The sequence below is a fragment of the Rhodococcus sp. FG69 genome, from assembly GCF_057808915.1.
The window spans coordinates 105795-126502 of record NZ_JBMDIX010000003.1; the positions used below are offsets into that span (position 1 = coordinate 105795).

The following is a 20708-nucleotide window of genomic DNA, read 5'->3' on the forward strand; positions in this document are numbered from 1 at the left end:
GATGTCTGAAAACAACATGATCAAGTGGGACCAGGACGCCGACGGCATCGTCGTACTCACGATGGACGACCCGAACCAGGGCGCCAACACGATGAACCAGCTCTACAAGGAATCGATGGGCGCCACCGTCGACCGCCTCGAAGCGGAGCTGGACAGCATCACCGGCGTTGTCCTCACGTCCTCGAAGAAGACCTTCTTCGCCGGCGGAGATCTGAACAACATTCTGGCTACTCGTCCCGAGGACGCACAGCAGGTCTTCGACGAGGTGCAGGGAGTGAAGGCTCAGCTGCGTCGCATCGAGAAGCTCGGCAAGCCGGTCGTGTCCGCCATCAACGGTGCAGCACTCGGCGGCGGACTCGAAATCGCCCTCGCGACGCATCACCGCATCGCGGCCGACGTACCCGGTGTGCAGATCGGTCTGCCCGAGGTCTCGCTCGGCCTGCTGCCCGGCGGCGGTGGCGTTGCCCGTATCACGCGGCTGCTCGGTATCCAGAACGGTTTCATGACCGTCCTCGCACAAGGCACCCGGTTCCGTCCGGCGAAGGCCCTCGAGGTCGGTCTGATTCACGAATTGGTCGGCAGCATCGAAGAATTGGTGCCCGCCGCGAAGGCGTGGATCAAGGCCAACCCGGAGGGTGGCGTCGCACCGTGGGACGTCAAGGGTTACAAGATCCCCGGCGGCACGCCGTCGAACCCGAAGCTCGCACAGGTCCTGCCGGCGTTCCCGTCCAACCTGCGCAAGCAGATCAAGGGCGCACCGATGCCGGCTCCGCGCGCGATTCTCGCTGCGGCAGTCGAAGGTGCGCAGGTCGACTTCGACAATGCGTGCACCATCGAGTCGCGTTACTTCACCGAGTTGGTCGTCGGCCAGGTCTCGAAGAACATGATTCAGGCGTTCTTCTTCGACCTGCAGGCGATCAACGCGGGCAAGTCACGTCCGGACGGCATCGAGAAGACGACGTTCACCAAGGTCGCAGTCCTCGGCGCAGGCATGATGGGCGCGGGCATCGCGTACGTGTGCGCGAAGGCGGGCATCGAGGTCGTCCTCAAGGACGTGGCGCTCGAGTCTGCGCAGAAGGGTAAGGCGTATTCCGAGGCCATCGAGGCCAAGGCTCTCTCGCGTGGCAAGACCACGCAGGAGAAGTCCGACGCACTGCTCGCGCGGATTCACCCCACCGCCGACGCCAAAGACGTCGAAGGCGCGGATCTCGTCATCGAGGCCGTGTTCGAGTCCGAGGAGCTCAAGCAGAAGGTCTTCCAGGAGATCGAGGATCTGGTCGATCCGACCGCGCTGCTCGGTTCCAACACCTCGACGCTGCCCATCACGAGCCTCGCTCAGGGTGTGAAGCGTCAGGAAGATTTCATCGGGATCCACTTCTTCTCGCCCGTCGACAAGATGCCGCTCGTGGAGATCATCCGCGGCGACAAGACGTCGGACGCCGCGTTGGCGAAGGCATTCGACCTGGTGCAGCTCATCAAGAAGACCCCGATCGTCGTCAACGACAGTCGCGGATTCTTCACCTCGCGCGTCATCGGCACCTTCATCAACGAGGCCATCGCGATGCTCGGTGAGGGCGTCGAGCCAGCGACCATCGAGCAGGCAGGTCTGCAGGCCGGATACCCGGCAGCGCCGCTGCAGCTGTCCGACGAGCTGACGCTCAACCTGATGCAGAAGATTCGCAAGGAGACCTACGACGCGCTCGTTGCTGCGGGTCAGACCCCTCCCGAGGATCCGGCGGGTGCAGTCATCGACAAGATGGTCGACGAGTTCGAGCGTCCGTCGAAGGCAAAGGGTGCGGGCTTCTACGAGTACGCAGACGGCAAGCGCACCGGCCTGTGGCCCGGACTGCGCGATGCATTCAAGTCGGGTTCGGCGGACGTTCCGTTCGAAGACCTCATCGAGCGGATGCTGTTCATCGAGGCCATCGAGACCCAGAAGTGCTTCGACGAGGGTGTCCTGAACACCACCGCTGACGCCAACATCGGCTCGATCTTCGGCATCGGCTACCCCGCCTGGACCGGTGGCGTGCACCAGTACGTCGTCGGCTACAAGGGTGGTCAGGCAGGGTTCGTCAAGCGTGCCGACGAGCTCGCAGCGAAGTACGGTGAGCGTTTCACCGCCCCGGATTCCTTGCGCTGACTGCAAGTTCGGTAGGGGCGCTCCGCGCCCAGTGGCGCGGTTGAGTGCACTCCAATGCACTTAACCGTGCCACTGGCTTTTTCTGCGACTAAGCCCCGCGGTAGGCGATGAGCCTCTCGGCTCCGTCGGTGAATTGCTGCCGCATCAGCGTGCACGCCCGCTCGACGTCGCCGATGCGGAGTGCCTCGATCAGCTCCTCGTGATTTCGTACCGCCGCTCGCCCCCACGTCGGATCGGACGCGTACAGCCGCGTCGGCGTATACCGGGTCGCGTTGTTGAGGAACCACGCCAGCTTGTTCGCGTTGGTGAGCCGGTTGAGCACCCGGTGGAACTCGAACTCGCTGAACTCGACTTCCTCTGCCTGCCCCTTCTCGACCGCGGCGGCCAGGGATGCATTGAACGATTCGAGCTCCGAGATCACCTCGGCGGTGATCTTCGGGGCCGCACGCCGTACGAGTTCGACGGCAATCTGCCCCTGCAACCAGAAGATGTCGACGATGTCTTCCGGGGTCAGCGGCGACACGACGTATCCGCGGTGCGGGACGAGCTCGACCATCCCCTCACCGCGCAGTGTCAGTAGTGCCTCCCGCACCGGGGTGACGCTGACCCCGAGCTCGGCTGCAGTCTCGTCGAGCCTGATGTAGCTACCTGGAAGAACTTCGCCGGACATGACCATGTGCCGAACATGGTTTGCGACGTCCTCGGACAGCTGTGGGCGTCGGCGCAGGGCGGATTCGCCTTCCGATGAAGAGCGACGCCGCTGAGTCATATCGGTCAGCAAATCACACGGGTGGGGTGCCATGCAGGCGGCGCCCCGAGAGTGGATGGTTGCCGTCCGCGTGACACCGCATTCATAGGGAGGGCTTCGGACCGATGACCGTCCGTGCCAGCGGCTCCACCACGCGCGCTGCCACCGGCCCCAGTACCGCCATGAGAAGCACGTAGGCGGTGGCCAATGCAGCTAGTTCGCCTTCGACCGCCCCTGCGGCGACCGCGAGCCCCGCGATGACGATGGAGAACTCGCCGCGCGCGACCAGCGCTGCGCCCGCTCGCAGACGGCCAGGCAGTCCGATCCCCTGACGCCCCGCCGCCCAGGCTCCAGTCAGCACCTTGGTGAACGTGGTGACGACGGCGAGCACGATAGCCCAGCCCAGGACCGGGGGGATGGTCGCCGGATCGGTTGCCAGGCCGAACACCACGAAGAACATCGCCGCGAACAAATCACGCAGGGGTTCGAGCACACGGGTGGCGTTCATGGCCGTTGACCCGGAGATCGCGATTCCGAGGAGGAATGCACCCACCGCCGCGGACACCTGCAGTTCGGACGCGATGCCGGCGACGAGCAGCGCCGCACCGAGGACATTGAGCAGCATCACTTCGCGGTCCTGGCTGTCCAGCAGTGCCGAGACGAATCTGCCGTACCGTAGCGCCACCACCAGCACGATGGTGACCACCAGTAGCGAGACAGCGAGGGCTTCGAGCCCACCGAGTAGACCGGCCCCCATGAGCACTGTCGTCAGGATCGGCAGGTACACAGCCATCGCCAGGTCCTCGAACACAAGGATCGACAGCACCACCGGTGTTTCACGGTTGCCGAGCCGCCCGAGATCGGTGAGGACCTTGGCGACTATGCCGGAGGACGAGATGTACGTGACGCCGCCGAGCACCAGCGCTCCGACGCCACCCCACCCGAGCATCAGGCCGACGACGGCTCCCGGTGTGAAGTTGAGAACGATGTCGACGATTCCCGCCATCCACGATCGCCGGAGGCCGGTGACGAGTTCCGTGGCGGTGTATTCGAGCCCGAGGAGCAGAAGGAGCAGGACGACACCGATTTCGCTGGCAAGTTCGGTGAATTCGTCGATGCCACCGAGCGTGAGGACACCACCGTTGCCGAAGGCAAGTCCGCCGAGTAGGTAGAACGGGATCGGTGAGACGCCGATCTTGCCGGCGACGCGCGCGAGAATTCCGAGTGCGAAGAACACTGCGCCGAGCTCGGTCAACGCAAGCGCGCTCTCCGCCATCGGTCGACCCCGTCTCTTCTCGCCCCGTCCGTCTCAGTTGTTGCCGAGAAGTTTGGTGGCTGCGTCGAGACCGTCCGCTGTACCGACAGCGACCAGCAAGTCACCCGCAGTAAGTGTGAAGTCCGGTTTTGGTGATGGTTGCACCTGGCCCGCGCGCATCACCGCAACGATGGAAACGCCGGTTCTGGTGCGCATGGTGGTGTCGCCGAGAGCTCGACCGTCGTACCGCGAACCTTCGCGGATCGGGAGCTGGCGGGTGTTGATGCCGGGGAGATCGCGATGCTCTTCCCCGAGTTGAGCAATGAGTTGCGGCGTGCCGAGCAGATTGCCCAGCGCCGCCGCTTCCTCATTGCTCAAGGTGATGGACGCCTGTGTTGCGTCGGGGTCATCTTTGCGCGACACGATGAGCTCGTTCGCGCCGTCCTTGCGGGTGATGACTCCGATGCGGCGCCCGGATGCGAGGGCGAAATCTTTCCGCACCCCGATCCCGGGCAGCAGGGTCACTTCGACGTTCATGGGGAAATGCTAGCCCCGTCGAGTGTGACCTGTACCGCACAAGCCCTGTATCAGGACGCGACGGCCGCCAGCAGCGCTTCGCGCTGGTTCGCGCCGAGGCCGCCGATGCGGCGGGTATCTGCGATGGACAGCTGCTCGAGCAGCTGTGCGGCGCGCACCGAACCGACACCCGGAAGTGCCTTGATCAGGGCGGACACCTTGGTCTTCTTGACGATTTCGTCGTTCTCGGCCTTCGCGAGAACGTCAGCGACGCTGAGCTCGCCGGACTTGACGGCGGCCAGCAGCTTCGACCGGGCGGTGCGCGCCTCGGCAGCCTTGGCCAGAGCCGCGGTGCGCTGTTCCGGAGTCAATACTGGTAAAGCCATGGCCTTATCTCCTCGATAGTGGTGACCCGTCGCTTTGGTGACATGGTCGGGACCCTCTTGCATCGTGCCTGGTGGCTCCGACAATCTTTTCGAACGACACGCATGTCATTCGAACTGGAGCCACCGTACCTTCTCAGTCAGGCTACGTGCTTTGTGATTGGGGGTGTGCCCCGACCAGCACTTCGGCCTTCTCGACAGGCCTGCGATCATGTCACTGAGCGTCCTCGCTGCCGTCTCACCGGGGCTCCGCTGAGGCAAGTAACCATCGATCGCCGACGCGCTCGAGACCGATCACCATGCGCGAGGAATCGGTGCGGCCGTCGGGTACCGACAGGTTGCGGACCTCCTGATCGAGGAACACCGCGACGAGCGCATTTCGGTCGTCTATCTCGACGATCCCTGCGGTGACAACGTGTCCCGTCGAGGAGCCCTGCCCGCTCGTCAGCAACCCTTGAAGTTTCCCGGACACGTCGCGGTACGTCTGCGCGAACTCGTCGGTGGATACGGCCGTGACGCGGTCGAGGTTCGCGCCCGAGTCGTCGAAGTTGTACGTCGCGAGTTCCTCGGTGAACTGCGTCGCCGACGCCAATGCCGTCGCCCGTAGGTCGTCGAGCTTGCGGTCGCCCAGGTGGAGGTAGCCGAGAACGGCCACACCGGTTGCGAGAGCGAGGATCACGAGCGCGGCCACGCTTTTCCGTACTGTCACTTCTGCACTCCTTCCAGGAGCTTCTTCCAGTAGTCGAGCGCCTCCACCCCGGTCGGGATGAGAAGGGGATCGTCGACGACAGGTGGCCCGGTGACGTTGCCCGGCGAGGTCGCGCCCGATAGACCGAGATCGTTCGGTCGTGGGGCGTTCGCAGAACCTCGCTGCGCGAGGTCGTCCCCGGGTGGGCAGTAGAGCGACAGGTCGGGATCGCGCGGAGATTCGTCGCCGACGGTTCGGCGCTCGGTGTCGTACCAGCAGACCGGGCCCTGGGTGGCCACGAGCGTGAAATCTCCACGGTCGCCGTGCACGATGGACGTCAGCTTCTCCAGCGTTTCCGGCGTGGTCGTCAGGAATGCAGACAGCGCGGGTGTGCGGTCCCCGAGCACATCGGTGGCGGTCACGAGGTTGGTCATCAACGCGCCGACGGTCCCGCGCGTGTCGTCGAGCAGTCGACTGGTTGCAAGGAGCGCGTCCGGTGATCGATCCACGAGATAGATCAAGGACGGCTGCTGCGCGAGAAGCTGCTGAGTGACGTCCCGTGTCGCTGTGGCTGCGCCGGCGACGCCGTCCGCCTGTGCCGCGGCGGCGTCGAGCATAGGCAGCGAGGAATCGACGATGTTCGCGAGCGCCGGGGCGTGGGACTCGAGCAGGAGACCGAGCGTGTCCACGTCGTCGAACAGTTGATTCAGAGCGGCGCCCGTGCCGGTGAGCGCGGTTCCGACGGTCTCGCTCAGCGTCGTGATGGACGCGGGGTCGATCGAGTCGATGAGCGCTGCCATCTGCGTCAACAATTCGTCCAGCGGTAGCGGGTGAAGCTCGGGCGGGACGTCGAGGGTGTCGCCGTCTGCGAGAAACGGACCATCCGCGCTGCTGGGCATGATGTCCAGGCTCATGATTCCCAGTGCGTTGCTGGTGGTGACCTTCGCCGTCGATCCGACGGGTATCCGTGTGTCTGGATCCAGCGCGAGATGGGCATTCGCGCCGTACGGCCTCACCGAGATGTCGGTGATGGTGCCGACCGCGACACCGCGATACGTGACGCCCGCGCCGACGCCGAGGTTCATCGCGTCGGTCATCGGTGCGACCACGTCGATCGATCCGCGGAGAGACTGCGAGCCGAGCGCATAGTTGCTGCCGACGACCACAGCGAGGACAGCAGTGACGACGAACAGCACCAGCTGAATCCGCACGCCCCTGCTCATGCGGGTCCCCCCGGCACGAGCAATTCCTGCAGTGTCGCGGGAACGTCGGCGACGCGTCCGCCCGTCATCAGCTCTCCGACCGTCTCCGGCAGGTCGAGGGCGCCGTCGAAGACGAGGTAGTCGCCATGAACTGCGCCGTTGAAACCGTCGATGAACTGATTCATGTTGGCGAGCGTCGGAGTCACCGAATCGTTGAATCCCTGAATCGAACTCACGATGTCGGCGAGATCGTGCACGCCCGTCGTGAGTCGATCCTGATCGTCCACGAACAGATCCTGCGCCGACGATGCCAACGACGAGGTGGACTCGAGAATCGAGGCAATGTGGTCTCGCTGGCGTACGAGCAACTCCATCGTCGGCGCAGCCACCGTGAGACCGGTGTCGAGCGCAGCCCTGTTGTCCGCCAGCGTCGCCGATACCGCCCCCGCCGCGACAAGTACCCGATCGAATTCGCCCTGGTGATCAGCCGCGTTCGCGGCAATTCTGTCGGCGCTGCGAAGAAGTTCGCGAATCTCCGGGCCGCGGCCACCGAAAGCGTCGTTGATCTCGGTCATGATCGTCTGCAGCTGGTCGAGTCCGCTGCCGTTGAGGACCAGACCCAGAGTGGCGAGTGATGATTCGAGTTCCGGTCCGATGGCGGTGTTGTCGAGAACGGCGCCGTCGGTCAACGTGTGCTGGGCAGGATCCTGCGGAAGCGTCAGCCGTACATAGGGTTCCCCCAGTGCCGACGGCAGTTCGAGGGAGGCGGTCACGTCGGCGGGTAGTGGAACCGACCGGGACAGACTCAGTCCGACAAGCGCGTGAGTGCCGTCCGTCGACAGGTCGTGTACCCGTCCCACCAGTTGCTGGCCGACCCTGACCTCGGTGCCGAGCCGGATGCGGTCGGCGCGAGGGAAATTCGCGACGACGTGATAGTCGTCGCCTTCGGCCGATCGACCAATGGGTAGCTGGCCGAGTCCGAGGCCGCATCCGGAGAGAAGGAGGCAACTCGCGATCAGTGGGACCAACTGTCTCATCGCCCTCCTCCCAACAACTGCGCGAGCCCGAGTGGATTCGAGGTGCTGATCGGAACAGAGATCGGATTGGTGATACCCGCTCCGGTGCATATCGGCAACGCCAGTTCACGACACAGTGGGACGGCGACGGCGAACTGGTCCAGGTCGGTCGAGACGTTCAACCGGATTCGAGCGCGCTGGTCATCGCCGATGGTGTTGCCGATGTTCTCCATCATGAGCGGAAGCAGGTCCACGAGTTCGGCGAACTGTGCATCCTGTGCGGCGAACTGCCCGGTCAGTGTGCTGGCGTTCTGCAGCACCGCGCGGAGGTCTTCGCCGCGGTCGACCAACAGACGGTCGAGGTGATCGAACATCGAGCGTACTTGCGCGATGGGTTCGCCGATGTCGAGGTCCTGCTGCTGTATCTCAGCGCCCAGCTGCGACAGGGAATCGGTCATCGACTCGACGGCGCCTTGACGGGAGGCGACGGCACCGATCAGTCGGTCGATGTTGTCGATGAGGGTGCCGAGTTCCTCGCTGTTTCCGCCGACCACGGCTGTCGCTCGTGAGATGTTGCCGATGGCATCGTTGATCTCCGGTCCGAGGCCCGCAGTCCCATCGGCGACGATGTCCAGTGCGGACCCGATCCCGCTCGAGCCTGCGGAGGGCTGTGTGCCGAGGGCGCTGGCGACGGTGTTCACGCTCTCCAAGAGCTGGTCCCAGTTGATCGGTGAGCGGTTGCGCTCGACGGGGATCACTGCCTCGCCCAGAGTCGGACCGCCCCGGTATGCGGGCCCGAGTTCGACGAAACGGTCACTGATTACTGATGGATTCATGACGAACGCTCCCGCATCCGCTGGGATGTCGACTCCGGAGGCCACGCTCATCGTGACTCGTACCGACGTTCCCTGGGGGTCGACTGCATCCACCGTGCCGACCGGAACACCGAGAACATGCACGGGGCTGCCCGGGTAGATTCCGTTGATGTAGGAGAAATCCGCTGTGACGGTGATGCTGTCGTCGGAGGCGAAGAAGACGAACCAGGCTCCGACAACGGACCCGACGGCGACGAGGGCTGCGAGAATCTTCATCCGCTGCACCCCTGCATCCCGGGAGTGGAGCCTGCTGGGTCACCGTCGAATATGCCCAGTGCACAGAGCAGGTTGTCGGGCAGCGGCCCGGCAGGGGCAGAGACATCGACCCAGTTCCCGTTTCCGGTGGCATCGGTGACGGCTCGGAGCCCAGCGGGGAGCGTCCTCAGCAGAGTGTCGATGTTGCGTCCGTTTCGGTCGAGTGTGTCGGTGACAGAGCGCATGTCGATGAGGAGCTGATCGAGTTCGGTGGCGTTGCCATCGAGGAAGACCGACGCCGACTCGACAACCGTGCGCAGGTCGGTCACCAGGGCGCTGATGGCATTTCGCCTATCCGACAGCGTCTCCAGAACCAATCGCGCGTTGCCGAGCAGTATGCCGATCGATTCGCTTTCGGCCGCGACCGACGTGGTGAGCGATGTCGCGGCTTCGAGCAGACTGGCAATCTTCTCGTCGTTGCGTGCCAGCATCGCCGAGGCCGCGCTGACGCCGGTGAGCGCGTCGGACACGACGGCACGATCCGAGGGCACTGTCTCGCGCAGGGTGGATACCATCGACGCGAGCGCTGTGACGTCGAGTCCGGTGGCGACCGACTGGACCTTTGCGCCGATGTCGTCGAGCGAGTAAGGGACGGAGGTGCGCTCGGTCGGAATGGTCCTGTTGTCGCCGACGGATCCGGTGCCGTCGGGGACGATGTCGAGATACCGCTTGCCGAGGATGGTCCTGAGCTTCACGGCGGCGGTGGTTCGGTGCCCCAGCGTACGGTCGCGGTCGAGTCGGAAGTGTACGTCGACGTGGTCGCCCGCAAGGTCGATGCTGTCGACGCGACCCGCAGGGACACCGGCGACGAACACCGGATCGGATTCCGCCAATCCTCCTGCGTGGGCGAATTGAGCTGTGTAGGAACTGGTTCGAACCAGATACCATCCTTGTGGAACAAGCAGGGCGGATGCAAGAAGTGCAATGACAGCCACAATTCCGATCGACCCGAGGCGTGCGATACTCATCGGCAGATCTCCGTGTGCGTTCCACCGAAGATGTTCGCCTCGGCCTCACCGGCTTTCAGGGTGAAATTGCAGGTGTACAGATTCAGCCAGCCGCCGTAGTCACCCAGGTGGTTGATCGACTGTGCCAGTTCGGGGAGCACCGTCATGGTCCGATCGAATTGCGCTGTCTCGGGAATCCATGACCGAGTGGTCGCGGTCAGATCGGTGACGGTCCGGTCGAGCGAACCGGATGTGCTCGTCAGGAGGTCGGCAAGAGCATCTACCGCGCCGGAGCCGTCGTCGAGCACGGTGATCACGGCGGCGTTTCGGTCGGCGACGACCTGGCTCATCTCGGTCAGCCCGATGATCAGTCGGGTGATGTCGCCTCCGCGCGAATCCATCACCTGCAGAACCGAATCGAGGTCGGTGATCAGATCGTTCAGAACCTGTTCGTTGTCTGCCAGGGCATTCGTGACGGATGCGATATGGCGAAGCAGCGAGTCGACGGTTGCTGCCTCGCCGCTGAATGCATCCGTGATGGAGCGAGCCAACGCATTGACCTGTGCCGGTTCGATGGCGTCGAACAGGGGTTTGAAGCCGTTCACCAGCGCAGTCAGGTCTACCGGCGGTGAGGTGCGATCGATCGGAATGCTGTCGCCATCGTCGAGTGTTCCGGCCGGATCATCCGGAGTCACCAAGGCGAGGTACCGTGCGCCGAGCATGTCGCCGTACCGAATTGCGGCGGTGACGTTGGCGGCGATCGGCACCGACTTCTGGACGTCGAACGTGACGACGGCGGTGGATCGTGAACCGACGGTGGTGAATTCCACGCCGCCGACCTTGCCGATCCTGACCCCCGCGAGGGTGACGTCGTTGCCTGCACGCAAGCCTTCGACTCCAGCGAACTCGGCTGTGTGCGTCGTCGTGTCCCCGGCCACCGGGACACTGAGCGTGTTGGTGACGACGATCGTGGACAGAATCCCGGCCGTCGTGAATGCCATGAGTGCGAACAGTGGACGTCGTAGCGAGGTCACCGGATTCTCACTTCCGTGCCGCGGAGCAGGGGAGCGAGCAGTATCGTGCTGGCCGGATTCAACGGTTGCGGGGTTGTGGTTGCGGTGTCCTGAATTTCGGCCAACGCGCAATTCGGACCGTCGAGTCCGGGGTACTTCGGGCAGTGCGCAGCGGTATACGGTAGCGGCGAGGAGAAGTCGGGGACAGCGGTGATGTCGAACCGGCCACTCGCGAAGATCCTCGCACCGGCCGCTCCGAACGGCTCGAACATGTCGAGGGTCGCGCCCAGCCCCGAGGAGTTCTCCGCGGTTGTCCTCAGCACCGGTGCACCGTTGTGGATCACTGTGATCGAGTTCGACGTGTTCTCCTGGGCGGCAATCGACGCAGAATTACCAAGTGTTGCTGCGTTGGTCAGCAGATTCTCGACTCCGCGTGATCGGGCGAGCATGGTCTGCGAGAGAGCCGTCGTCGCCTCGACGGTGGCAAGGATATCGGGCGTTGCCTCCGCGAAGGCGTCGGCGACCTTGCGCGTCTGTGGAGTGTGATCGATGACCGACTGTGCGCGAGGTTCGAGCACCGCGGTGAGCGAAGCAAGCCGATCGATCGTGGCGCCGAGACTATCGCCACGGCCCCGCAAGGCAGTGCTGATCTCGGTGAGGGCGATCTGTGCCTTGGCCGGTTCGAGGCTGTCCAACAGGCTCGTGACGCGGCGGTAGACCTCGCTCAGCTGAACTGCCTCGGTCGATGTATCCATCGCCAGTTCGTCACCGGACGCAAGTTGGCCGGGATCGGAGCCGTCGTCGACGAGCCGTAAGTACACATCTCCGAACAGAGTTCGAGGTACGACCCGCACCATCGAGGATGCGGGCACATCTGTGGCGTCGATCCGCATCGTCACCGTCGATGTTTCGATACCGCTGTCGATATCGACGACTGTTCCGACCTGAACCCCGTTGTACTGCACACTGATCTCGCCGATTAGCAATCCTGCGGAAGCTGGGATATCGACATGCACGGCGGTACCACGGTCGAAAGCGCCACCGCCGTAGGCGACAGCGGCGACAGCGGCCGCGACGATCACCACGCTTGCCGTGATTCCGCGAACGACGAGAGAAGCGCGGTTCGGCCCGAGCCTCCGCGGGGGAGCTGTCACGATGCACCGAGTCCAGGAACGGTGGGAACGATTCCCCACAGCACGAAGGTAAGGAAGACGTCAGTGATTCCGATCGCGAGAATGGAGGTGCGCAGTGCTCGCCCGGCGGCCCGGCCGACTCCCTCCGGACCACCGGAGGCGTGAAAACCATAGGAGCAGTGCACGAGTGCAACGATGATGGCGAATACCGCGGCTTTGACGACCGAGTAGATCAGGTCCGCCGGAGTGAGAGCCAGGTGAAAGTAGTAGTCGTAGGTTCCTGCCGAACTGCCGCCGAATGTGACGACGACCAAGCGTGTTGCGACGAACGTCGAGATCAGGCCGACCATGTAGATCGGCACGATGCATACTACGGCTGCGATCACGCGTGTCGTGGCAAGAAAGGGAATCGGACGTACGGCCATCGAGTCGAGTGCGTCGATCTCGTCGGAGATGCGCATTGCTCCGAGCTGCGCGGTGAATCCCGTGCCGACCTTGGCGGCAAGGGCGATGCTGGCGATGACGGGTGCAAGTTCACGGGTGTTCGCGATGGCAGACAGCAAGCCGGACAACGACGTCAACCCGATCAACTCGAGGCCGCGGTATGTCTCGACACCGACCATCATTGCGGCGACGGCGGACATTGCGAAGACAATTCCGATCGTTCCCCCACCCGCGAGCAGCGAGGCGTACCCGAAGCTGACCTCACCCACATGCTGCGCCACGTGCTTGGAATACCGCCGCAGTGTGAAGGGAATGGCCGCGACGGTCTCGGCGAAGAACGTCATGTGACGGCCCAGTTCGGCGAATGCCGTGGTGGCAGCGCGGCCTCGCCTTTTCAGGCGATGAAGGCTGTCCGAGCCTCTCAGGACGTAGGCCATCAGTAAGTCCCGACCGCGGGCACGACGACCGCATAGAGTTGGGAGAGAACGGTATTGACCACGAACACCATGACGAACGCGAGCACGACGGCCTCGTTGACAGCGTCGGCGACACCGCTCGGACCGCCCTTGGCGTGCAGACCTTTGAACGACGCGATCAGCGTCGATGTCACCGCAAAGCACACCGATTTGACCATTGCCATCACGAAGTCGGACACCCGCCCGTACTCGCTGAACGTGGCGAGGAACGCACCCGCGGATTGATCGGCGACGAAGACCTGATAGAAGAAGCAGGCGCCGACGCCGACGGCGGTGACCATGCCGCACACGACCACCGCGACGAACATCGACGCGATGAGCCTGGGGACGACGAGACGCTCCACGACATCGAGGCCCATCACCTCCATAGCAGCAATTTCCTCGCGGATGGTTCGCGAGCCCAGGTCTGCGCAGATCGCCGAGCCCGCGACTCCTGCCAGCATCAACGCACAGACGAGCGCTGCAGCCTGACCGACGACCACGAAGGCGACGACGGCACCGGAATAGGCACCGGCGCCCAATCTTCCGGCGAGTGAGCCGACCGAGACTGCGATCAGTACCCCGATCGGGAGCATCAGCAACAGAGCCGGAACGGTGCACACCCGTGCGACGAACAATGCTTGCGTGACCGTCTCTTCGAGAGACAACCGTCGTCGTAGAATCGTGGTGACTGTCCGCGACAATGCCGTCACCGAGAACGCGAGTAGGCCGCCGACCTGGTTCGCGAGATCGCGCGCCGGCGATGTGGCGGTGGGAAGTTCGAAACTCACCGGTCAGGCGGGCGTGGTCGAATGCGATTGACGCAGAGCAACCTTCACGACCTTACCGCTTGCGTTTCGGGGGAGCGCATCGACGATGACGAGCTCCCGTGGGTGCTTGAAGCGCGCCAGGTGATCACCGAGCCATACGACGAGTTCGTCCAACGTGAGGTCTTCGGAATCCTTCAGTGCTACCACGGCGACCGGTACTTCGCCCCACTTGTCGTCGGGACGTCCGATGACGGCTGCTTCGAGAATGCGTGGATGCCCGAACAGTACGTTTTCGACCTCGGCGCAGTAGACGTTCTCACCGCCCGAGATGATCATGTCCTTCTTGCGATCGACGACGAACACGAACCCCTCGTCGTCCTGACGGACCAGATCGCCGGAGTGGAACCAGCCGCCGTGGAACGCGTCGGCGGTGCCGTCCGGGTTCTCCCAGTATCCCTGCATCATAGTCGGCCCGCGATAGACGATTTCACCGATCTCGCCGGGCGCGACATCGTTCATCTCGTCGTCGACGACGCGTGCCGCAATCGTGGGGATGACGCGCCCTACCGAACCCAGTTTGCGTAGAGCATCCTCGCCGTCGAGCACACAGGTGATGGGCGACATCTCGGTCTGGCCGAACACCGCCACGTTCTGTGCATTCGGGAAAGTCGCGGCCATGGCCTCGAGCACGGTGTCCGACGCCGGGGCCGCACCCCACGAAATGACTCTCAGGTTCAGGTCTCGAGGGTTGCGTGATTGCTCGGCGCACATGGCCTGCCACTGCACGGGAACCAAGAACAATGTGGTGACGCGCTCGGCGGCGAGCACGTCCAGGAGGGTTGCCGGATCGAATGCGCCGACCGGATACACGACGGTCGGGATACCCAGTTGCAGGCTCGGCGCCAAGCTGCCGAGAGCGGCGATATGGAACATCGGTGACGCGCAGAATCCGACCTCGTCGATTCCGTGCATCTGCAGCGCCCGAATGCAGGTCAATGCCTGGGCTTGCATGTTGGCGTGCGTCAGGACGGCGCCCTTCGGCCTGCCGGTGGTACCCGAGGTGTACATGATGAGCGCGGGGGCGTCGTCCGGGACGTCCACGGGCTCCGCAGGCTCGGAGTCGGCGAGAAGAGCCTCGTACTCCTTGCCGACGACTATCTTCTCGGTGAGGGAATCCACCTGTGCGACTACGGCATCGGCGAGCGGTGACAATGTCTCGTCGGTGACGACGAGGTGCGAGCCGCTGTTCTGTGCCAGGAACGCGACCTCGGGCGGTGTCATACGGAAGTTCACCGGAACCGCAAGTGCGCCCAACGCATTGATTGCCAGTACAGCTTCGAGGTACTCGGGGCGATTGAGCATCAGAATCAATACGCGGTCGCCGAAGCCGACCCCTCGTCGGCTCAGGACGCCGGCAAATCGATCGACACGATCGGACAACTCCGACCAGGATGTCGACGCGCCCTGAAAGCGCAGGGCGACGGCATCCGGTTGCATCAGCGCGTGGCGTCGTACCTGGTTGTTCCAGTTGTTGCGGCGAGAACGCTGTGGTTCGTCCAACACGGTCATGCCCCCTTCTTCTGCGGCGACGCGAGTGCAGCTACCCGCTGCATGAACTCAGGTGATGTAAGCAATTCGATCTGTCCCTCGGTTTCTCGGCGCAGCGCATCGTCGAGAAGCGCCAGCGTCGAATCGGTGATGGATCTCTTGGTCAGTTCAAGGGCTCGCCGAGGGCTACGGACGAGCCTCGCGGCCACCGCGTCGACGCGGGCTCCGAGCTCGTCGGCGGGCAGAACGTCGTTGATCAGGCCGACTGCGAATGCCTCCTCGGCCGGCATCCGCTCCGCGAGAAGCATGAGCGCGTTGGTTCGCGCGCGTCCGATCGCCGCCGGAACGAGCAGACTGCTCGCCCCGTCGGGCATGAGACCGATCTTGCTGAAGGCGAACAGGAAATATGCGTCCTCGCTCGCGTAGATCAAGTCCGATGCCAATGCCATCGACGCACCGATCCCGACTGCCGGGCCGTTGACTTGCGCAATGACGGGCACCGGGCAACTGGTGATCGCACGGGCCAATGCTCCTGCACGGTGCATCGTATGTTCGGCTGCGTGCCGCGCCTCGGCGTCGCTGGCGGGTGTGGCGGTAGCAAGTTCGACGACGTCGGCGCCGGTACTGAAGGAGCCTCCGCTACCGGTGAGCACTACGACGCGAACATCAACGTCGTCGAACTCGAATGCCGCGATCAGCGCTGCGCACGTGGCGTCGTCGAGCGCATTCATATGCGACGGTCGATCGACGGTGACGCGGAGAATGCCGTCGGAGAGTTCGGTTCGAAGTCCTGGAGCTGTCATGGTGCAGCCGTTTCGGTCGGAGTTGTGCGATGTTGTGCGATCAACGCGAACACGAGCGATATGCGAATTGCCGCTAACTTAGCACTCGAATCATCGTTGATGTCAAGGAATCCATGACATACATCGAACTCGTGCGAGTACATTCGCCGAGACGTACTTCTCGGTCGGGAAGCGGGGCAGCGGTCTGCAACGGTGCAATGGTCTGCGAGTAACCTGGCCGAGGGGCGCAGATGGCGAACGAGAGAGGTGGAACCATGACCGATGCCGGATGTGGAATAACCTCGAATCATTCCGCAGGCTCCACTCCTGCCCTACCTGGTCATTCCGCAGGCTCCACTCCCGCCCTACCCGGTCATTCCGCAGGCTCCACTCCTGCCCCCCGCCGGCGGCCCAAGGATCGCAAAGCTCAGATCCTGTCCGCCGCGGCCGAGGCATTCAGCGAACGCGGGTATCACGCCGTGGGGATCGACGACATCGCGGCAACACTCGATATCTCGGGGCCCGCGCTGTATCGACACTTTCCGACGAAGTACGCGCTGTTCGTGCACACGGTCATGGGGCTCTCCGGAACATTGCTCACTGCAACAGATCTCGAATTCGATTCCGAGGATCCGCGCGAACGGCTCGACGCCGTCATGACGGCGATCATCGATACCACCATCGACAATCGGCGAACCGGCGGATTGTATCGGTGGGAGGGGCGCTACCTCGCTCCCGCGGACCGGCTCGCGCTGCGGCGCTCGGTCACGATACTGAACCAGCGTGTACGCACTCCGCTGATGCAGTTGCGTCCGGAACTATCGGAGGCGGACGCGTCGACCGTTGCGGCCGCAGCGATCAGTGTGGTCGCGAGCATCACCGCGCATCGGTCGGTGTTGTCCGCCAAGCAGATCGAATCGCTGCTGCTGTCCACGGTTCGTGGCGTTCTAGCAGTGAACTTGCCGGAGCTCACCGATGGTCCGCCGGCGGATACATCCGCCGGCAGATACGAGTCGAAGAGAGAAGAGTTGCTTCACGAGGCAATTCGGCTGTTCTATCGTCACGGCTACCACAGCGTGAGTATCGAGGACATCGGTGCCGCTGCAGGAATCAACGCATCGAGCGTGTACCGGTACTTCGCCAGCAAATCCGATCTCCTTGCCGCCGCGTTCCAACGCGCGAGCGACGGGTTGACGGTGGCGCTCGACGAGGCGTTCGCGCAGTCGACGACAACCGAGGATGCGATCGAGACTCTCGTCGATCTGTATCTCGAGTTGTCCTTCGAGCGAAGCGAACTCATGGCCGTGTATTTCGCGGAGATCGGTAATCTTCCCAAGGAACAGCGCTCCGCGCTGCGCAACCTGCAGCGGTTGAACATCGAGAAGTGGGCGCAACTGCTCAGCGACGCGCGCCCAGACATCACGGCGGTGCAGGCGAGATTCCTGGTGCACGCGGCCCTGGGGTTGGTATTCGATATGGGCCGCCTCGTGCACTTCGATCTCTCGCCTGGCCCGGCGGGTCGGGTGCGTCAGCTGATGATCACAACTCTGATGGGTCAGTGAGCGGCAGCTCTTCGCTTGTCGAGAATCTTGGTTACACCCAGCTGCGCGACAACGACCAGGGCGCCGACGATCAAGCCAAGCAACGCCGACGCCAGCGTATTGACTATCCAGGCAAGGATCGAACCGATTCCGGCGATGCCGCGAACGGCCTCTTCACCGTGGTGGACCAGTTCGTAGAGCGGATGGAATCCGAGTTCGTCGATCCCGACGAGAAGAATGTGGCCACCCACCCACAGCATCGCGGCGGTGCCTACCACGCTGAGAGCCGACATGACCTTCGGCATTGCCTTGACCAGACCGCGACCGAATTTCTCGACGAATCCAGACGATTGCTCCGCGAGGCGAAGTCCGATGTCGTCCATCTTCACGATCAGTCCGACGACGCCGTACACGACGATGGTGATGACGACAGCGACGACCGCAAGAATGATCAGCCGATTCCAAAATCCCTCGGATGCAATCGTATCCAAGGCGATGACCATGATCTCGGCAGAAAGGATCAGGTCGGTGCGCACTGCGCCGGAGACGACGCTGTCCTCGTCCTTGGGCTCGTCGGCAGCCTCTGCATGGTGTGCGCCATGGCCGAAGACGACGCCCCAGATCTTGTGGACCGCCTCGTACGCGAGGTAGCAGCCGCCGAGCATCAGGATCGGCGTCAAGAGCCAGGGGAGGAACTGACTCAGCAACAGTGCGATCGGGAGGATGATCAGCAACTTGTTGCGGAGCGAGCCGATCGCTATGCGCTTGATGATCGGCAGTTCCCGTTCGGCGGCAAGGCCGCGTACGTACTGGGGCGTTACCGCGGCGTCGTCGATCACGACGCCCGCGGCCTTGGCCGTCGCCTTCCCCGTTGCTGCCCCGACGTCGTCGATCGAGGCCGCTGCGAGTCGCGCGAGCGCGGCAACGTCGTCCAACAGGGCAACGAGTCCACCCGCCATCACTGGCCTCCTGAAATTGTCTCGAGCATGTGAATGAACGATACCGCGTGCTTAGGTAATGCTTTGGTCAAGTCGAATTGTTAGCATGCGTCATATGATGCTGACCCGAAAGAAGGTCCTGGGGCTTTCCGTCTCGTTGCTCGTCGTGGTGGGAGGTGCGACTGCGAATGCCGCGCCGATCAACGTCCCGTGGTCGCCCGATGCAGCGGCCGACAGCGAGATCGAATTCGAGTCCGACGGGACCACCTACTACGGAAGCATCCGCGAAGCGGTCGGTGAACGTCGAGGCGCCGCGCTGATACTCCCGGGTAGTGGGCCGATCGATCGCAACGGCAACTACGTCGACGGCGGCATCACGCCGAACACGCTCGCGTACGTCGCCGAGGTACTGGCCGAACGTGGCGTCACCACATTGCGTTTCGACAAGATCGGAAGCGGACGAACCGGCTTCGACCCGGCCGACCTGCCCAGTTTCACCGAGCAGGTGGACGGAGCCGAAGCCGCAGCCGAATACCTCACCGACCACACCGGGATTCGCGGCGACGACTTCGCGGTGTTCGGACACAGCGAAGGTGGCCTCACTGCGCTGGCACTGACCGAACGCATCCCCGACATCGGAAAGCTCGGACTGCTGGCGCCGCTGTCCCTTCGATACTTCGATCTTCTTCATGCACAGCTGAACCGCAATTTCGACGCGGCCGTCGCCTCGGGGCAGCTCCTCCCGGCCGACGCCGATGGACTGCGTGGCCGTCTGGACGAGACTATCGCCGCGTTGCGTGCGGGGCGTTCGCTGCCCTATCCGGACGACGAGGTGCTGGCCGCGGTCGGGTTCAGTGGAAGCAACGCGCAGTTTCTTGCCGAAGCGGACGCGGTGGACCCGGCGGCTGTGGCGCAAACTCTTCCAGCGGGTACCGATGTGCTGCTGACGTGCTCAGAGAAGGATCTCAACGTCTCGTGCGGGCAGACGGACCGACTGTTCGACGCGCTCGCCGGGACCGACGTCGACTACGCGCGGTTGATCAACGCGTCGCACATGCTTGCGGAGTTGGGGCCGTTGCCGGCCACCGGCCTCGACATCAACGTTCCGCTGCCCCTGTCGTCAGAGTTTCGCGGGGTGCTCGACGGCTGGGCGGGTAAGGCTTTCGGCTGAGGTCTCCGACGAGTAAGGGCAGTTCAGGGCGCCCAGGTCCTTCGGACGGTAGTTGCCCGGGTAGCCGGGGTAGGTTTTGTTCTTGGCGTCGTCGGTGCTGCGCGAGTGCTTGCGTGTAGGCAGGAAGCGCTCGCCGCGTGCCCGCAAGCGCAAGCTTGCCTCGGCCATGCGCCTCAGGCCGGGGGAGCCGGCGGGGAAGCCGAACGCGGAGGCCATCCTGTCGTCCATCAACGCGTAGACACCCTGCCGTACCGCTGGGTGCACGGCCGTGGGGAACCACGAGCAGAACAGCTCGAGGGTGTACGTGCCGACCTTGTGGTTGTCCTCGGTGAAGCGGAACGTGCGCTCCTCGTAGTCGAGCTTGAACTTCGCGAACTCGGTGAAAGACTCCGGAATGTTCTTGATACCCATCCGGATTCCGACTTCACGGTAGAAGTGGAACGCCGCGAGGCGCTCGTTCGGGTGCAACCTGCGCCATCCGTAGCTGTCGATCCAGTCGATCGGTTCGTAGATGAACGTGGTCAGGACGTACAGCATGTCGTCGTTGTCGATGGCGTACTTCCCGTGCATTCGATTGACCGTGCGAAGCGCCTCGCGACCACGTTCGGAGTCGTACCCGTGTTCGAGCATCTCGGCCATCAGAAGCGAGGTGTCGTCGTACCGCTTCTGTGGACGGTCCCGAAATTCGCCGGTCTTCTCGAGAAGCTCGGAAATGCTGGGCACACAATAGGTTCGGAACAGTGCAAACTCGAGCGCCCGCGTGTAGTCCCACGGAAACTCGTAGCCTGCGGTGATGCGGTGGATAGTGTGGCAGTCCGCCACCGGGTCCAGCTCTTCGATGCGTCGAAGCCAGCCGTAGCGGCCTCTTTTCGGCGTGATATCCATGTC

Annotated in this window: 20 protein-coding genes; 3 read left to right on the forward strand and 17 right to left on the reverse strand. The window is 63.6% G+C overall.

Annotated elements, in window-relative coordinates:
• Window position 1 precedes the first annotated feature (1 nt).
• Complete coding sequence (locus ACODSO_RS04210; RefSeq protein ID WP_489035265.1) at window positions 2-2140, forward strand: 3-hydroxyacyl-CoA dehydrogenase NAD-binding domain-containing protein; 2139 nt, start codon at window positions 2-4, stop codon at window positions 2138-2140.
• 88 nt (window positions 2141-2228) lie between these two features.
• Here the strand turns inward: ACODSO_RS04210 and ACODSO_RS04215 are convergent, their stop codons facing one another.
• From ACODSO_RS04215 to ACODSO_RS04285, 15 genes are all read right to left on the reverse strand, one after another.
• Window positions 2229-2909 carry a GntR family transcriptional regulator gene (locus ACODSO_RS04215; RefSeq protein WP_489035266.1) on the reverse strand — a complete coding sequence of 227 codons (681 nt, stop codon included), beginning with the start codon at window positions 2907-2909 and terminating at the stop codon, window positions 2229-2231.
• 82 nt (window positions 2910-2991) lie between these two features.
• Complete coding sequence (locus ACODSO_RS04220) at window positions 2992-4164, reverse strand: cation:proton antiporter (protein ID WP_068379299.1); 1173 nt, start codon at window positions 4162-4164, stop codon at window positions 2992-2994.
• A 33-nt stretch (window positions 4165-4197) separates the two neighbouring features.
• Window positions 4198-4680, reverse strand: coding sequence for a cation:proton antiporter regulatory subunit (locus tag ACODSO_RS04225; protein ID WP_489035268.1), 483 nt, complete (start codon window positions 4678-4680; stop codon window positions 4198-4200).
• A 50-nt stretch (window positions 4681-4730) separates the two neighbouring features.
• Complete coding sequence (gene mihF, locus ACODSO_RS04230; RefSeq protein WP_026347388.1) at window positions 4731-5045, reverse strand: integration host factor, actinobacterial type; 315 nt, start codon at window positions 5043-5045, stop codon at window positions 4731-4733.
• Window positions 5046-5280: 235 nt separating this feature from the next.
• Complete coding sequence (locus ACODSO_RS04235) at window positions 5281-5751, reverse strand: hypothetical protein (RefSeq protein WP_489035271.1); 471 nt, start codon at window positions 5749-5751, stop codon at window positions 5281-5283.
• Complete coding sequence (locus ACODSO_RS04240) at window positions 5748-6953, reverse strand: MlaD family protein (protein ID WP_489035272.1); 1206 nt, start codon at window positions 6951-6953, stop codon at window positions 5748-5750. Before ACODSO_RS04240 ends, ACODSO_RS04235 begins: the two co-directional genes overlap by 4 nt.
• Window positions 6950-7969 (reverse strand): MCE family protein, encoded by a 1020-nt coding sequence (locus ACODSO_RS04245; RefSeq protein ID WP_489035273.1) that lies wholly within the window; start codon window positions 7967-7969, stop codon window positions 6950-6952. Before ACODSO_RS04245 ends, ACODSO_RS04240 begins: the two co-directional genes overlap by 4 nt.
• Complete coding sequence (locus ACODSO_RS04250; protein ID WP_489035274.1) at window positions 7966-9039, reverse strand: MCE family protein; 1074 nt, start codon at window positions 9037-9039, stop codon at window positions 7966-7968. Before ACODSO_RS04250 ends, ACODSO_RS04245 begins: the two co-directional genes overlap by 4 nt.
• Window positions 9036-10046 (reverse strand): MCE family protein, encoded by a 1011-nt coding sequence (locus ACODSO_RS04255; protein WP_489035276.1) that lies wholly within the window; start codon window positions 10044-10046, stop codon window positions 9036-9038. Before ACODSO_RS04255 ends, ACODSO_RS04250 begins: the two co-directional genes overlap by 4 nt.
• A complete protein-coding gene (locus ACODSO_RS04260; protein ID WP_489035278.1) occupies window positions 10043-11026 on the reverse strand; it encodes an MCE family protein in 984 nt (327 codons plus the stop codon). The genes ACODSO_RS04255 and ACODSO_RS04260 overlap by 4 nt, the downstream gene beginning before the upstream one ends.
• A 29-nt stretch (window positions 11027-11055) precedes the next feature.
• Window positions 11056-12192 (reverse strand): MCE family protein, encoded by a 1137-nt coding sequence (locus ACODSO_RS04265; RefSeq protein ID WP_489035279.1) that lies wholly within the window; start codon window positions 12190-12192, stop codon window positions 11056-11058.
• Window positions 12189-13052 carry an MlaE family ABC transporter permease gene (locus ACODSO_RS04270; protein WP_489035281.1) on the reverse strand — a complete coding sequence of 288 codons (864 nt, stop codon included), beginning with the start codon at window positions 13050-13052 and terminating at the stop codon, window positions 12189-12191. Before ACODSO_RS04270 ends, ACODSO_RS04265 begins: the two co-directional genes overlap by 4 nt.
• The gene (locus ACODSO_RS04275; RefSeq protein ID WP_068379271.1) at window positions 13052-13861 is read right to left on the reverse strand and encodes an MlaE family ABC transporter permease; all 810 of its coding nucleotides are present in this window, start codon (window positions 13859-13861) and stop codon (window positions 13052-13054) included. Before ACODSO_RS04275 ends, ACODSO_RS04270 begins: the two co-directional genes overlap by 1 nt.
• 3 nt (window positions 13862-13864) lie before the next feature.
• Window positions 13865-15409: a fatty-acid--CoA ligase FadD5 gene (gene fadD5 / locus ACODSO_RS04280; protein ID WP_489035283.1), complete on the reverse strand. Its 1545-nt coding sequence runs from the start codon at window positions 15407-15409 to the stop codon at window positions 13865-13867.
• Window positions 15406-16191 (reverse strand): enoyl-CoA hydratase-related protein, encoded by a 786-nt coding sequence (locus tag ACODSO_RS04285; RefSeq protein ID WP_489035284.1) that lies wholly within the window; start codon window positions 16189-16191, stop codon window positions 15406-15408. Before ACODSO_RS04285 ends, fadD5 begins: the two co-directional genes overlap by 4 nt.
• 230 nt (window positions 16192-16421) lie before the next feature.
• On the opposite strand from ACODSO_RS04285, the gene ACODSO_RS04290 reads away from it, so the two are divergent.
• Entirely contained in the window at window positions 16422-17732 is a 1311-nt protein-coding gene (locus ACODSO_RS04290) for a TetR/AcrR family transcriptional regulator (RefSeq protein ID WP_489035286.1), read from the forward strand.
• Here ACODSO_RS04290 and ACODSO_RS04295 read toward each other — a convergent pair.
• Window positions 17726-18670, reverse strand: a complete 945-nt coding sequence (locus tag ACODSO_RS04295) for a DUF808 domain-containing protein (RefSeq protein ID WP_489035287.1) — start codon at window positions 18668-18670, stop codon at window positions 17726-17728. The genes ACODSO_RS04290 and ACODSO_RS04295 overlap by 7 nt on opposite strands.
• Window positions 18671-18764: 94 nt before the next feature.
• On the opposite strand from ACODSO_RS04295, the gene ACODSO_RS04300 reads away from it, so the two are divergent.
• Entirely contained in the window at window positions 18765-19820 is a 1056-nt protein-coding gene (locus ACODSO_RS04300) for an alpha/beta hydrolase (protein ID WP_489035289.1), read from the forward strand.
• Here ACODSO_RS04300 and ACODSO_RS04305 read toward each other — a convergent pair.
• Entirely contained in the window at window positions 19770-20705 is a 936-nt protein-coding gene (locus ACODSO_RS04305) for an oxygenase MpaB family protein (protein ID WP_489035291.1), read from the reverse strand. The two genes, ACODSO_RS04300 and ACODSO_RS04305, sit on opposite strands and share 51 nt — an antisense overlap.
• Between the last annotated feature and the right edge of the window lie 3 nt (window positions 20706-20708).

Bases quoted from the DNA above. Each gene is read 5' to 3' on its own strand.
- ACODSO_RS04210 (WP_489035265.1), top strand. From the start codon at position 2: ATGTCTGAAAACAACATGATCAAGTGGGACCAGGACGCCGACGGCATC.
- ACODSO_RS04215 (WP_489035266.1), bottom strand. From the start codon at position 2,909: ATGACTCAGCGGCGTCGCTCTTCATCGGAAGGCGAATCCGCCCTGCGC.
- ACODSO_RS04220 (WP_068379299.1), bottom strand. From the start codon at position 4,164: ATGGCGGAGAGCGCGCTTGCGTTGACCGAGCTCGGCGCAGTGTTCTTC.
- ACODSO_RS04225 (WP_489035268.1), bottom strand. From the start codon at position 4,680: ATGAACGTCGAAGTGACCCTGCTGCCCGGGATCGGGGTGCGGAAAGAT.
- mihF (WP_026347388.1), bottom strand. From the start codon at position 5,045: ATGGCTTTACCAGTATTGACTCCGGAACAGCGCACCGCGGCTCTGGCC.
- ACODSO_RS04240 (WP_489035272.1), bottom strand. From the start codon at position 6,953: ATGAGCAGGGGCGTGCGGATTCAGCTGGTGCTGTTCGTCGTCACTGCT.
- ACODSO_RS04245 (WP_489035273.1), bottom strand. From the start codon at position 7,969: ATGAGACAGTTGGTCCCACTGATCGCGAGTTGCCTCCTTCTCTCCGGA.
- ACODSO_RS04250 (WP_489035274.1), bottom strand. From the start codon at position 9,039: ATGAAGATTCTCGCAGCCCTCGTCGCCGTCGGGTCCGTTGTCGGAGCC.
- ACODSO_RS04255 (WP_489035276.1), bottom strand. From the start codon at position 10,046: ATGAGTATCGCACGCCTCGGGTCGATCGGAATTGTGGCTGTCATTGCA.
- ACODSO_RS04260 (WP_489035278.1), bottom strand. From the start codon at position 11,026: ATGGCATTCACGACGGCCGGGATTCTGTCCACGATCGTCGTCACCAAC.
- ACODSO_RS04270 (WP_489035281.1), bottom strand. From the start codon at position 13,052: ATGGCCTACGTCCTGAGAGGCTCGGACAGCCTTCATCGCCTGAAAAGG.
- fadD5 (WP_489035283.1), bottom strand. From the start codon at position 15,409: ATGACCGTGTTGGACGAACCACAGCGTTCTCGCCGCAACAACTGGAAC.
- ACODSO_RS04285 (WP_489035284.1), bottom strand. From the start codon at position 16,191: ATGACAGCTCCAGGACTTCGAACCGAACTCTCCGACGGCATTCTCCGC.
- ACODSO_RS04290 (WP_489035286.1), top strand. From the start codon at position 16,422: ATGGCGAACGAGAGAGGTGGAACCATGACCGATGCCGGATGTGGAATA.
- ACODSO_RS04295 (WP_489035287.1), bottom strand. From the start codon at position 18,670: ATGGCGGGTGGACTCGTTGCCCTGTTGGACGACGTTGCCGCGCTCGCG.
- ACODSO_RS04300 (WP_489035289.1), top strand. From the start codon at position 18,765: ATGATGCTGACCCGAAAGAAGGTCCTGGGGCTTTCCGTCTCGTTGCTC.
- ACODSO_RS04305 (WP_489035291.1), bottom strand. From the start codon at position 20,705: ATGGATATCACGCCGAAAAGAGGCCGCTACGGCTGGCTTCGACGCATC.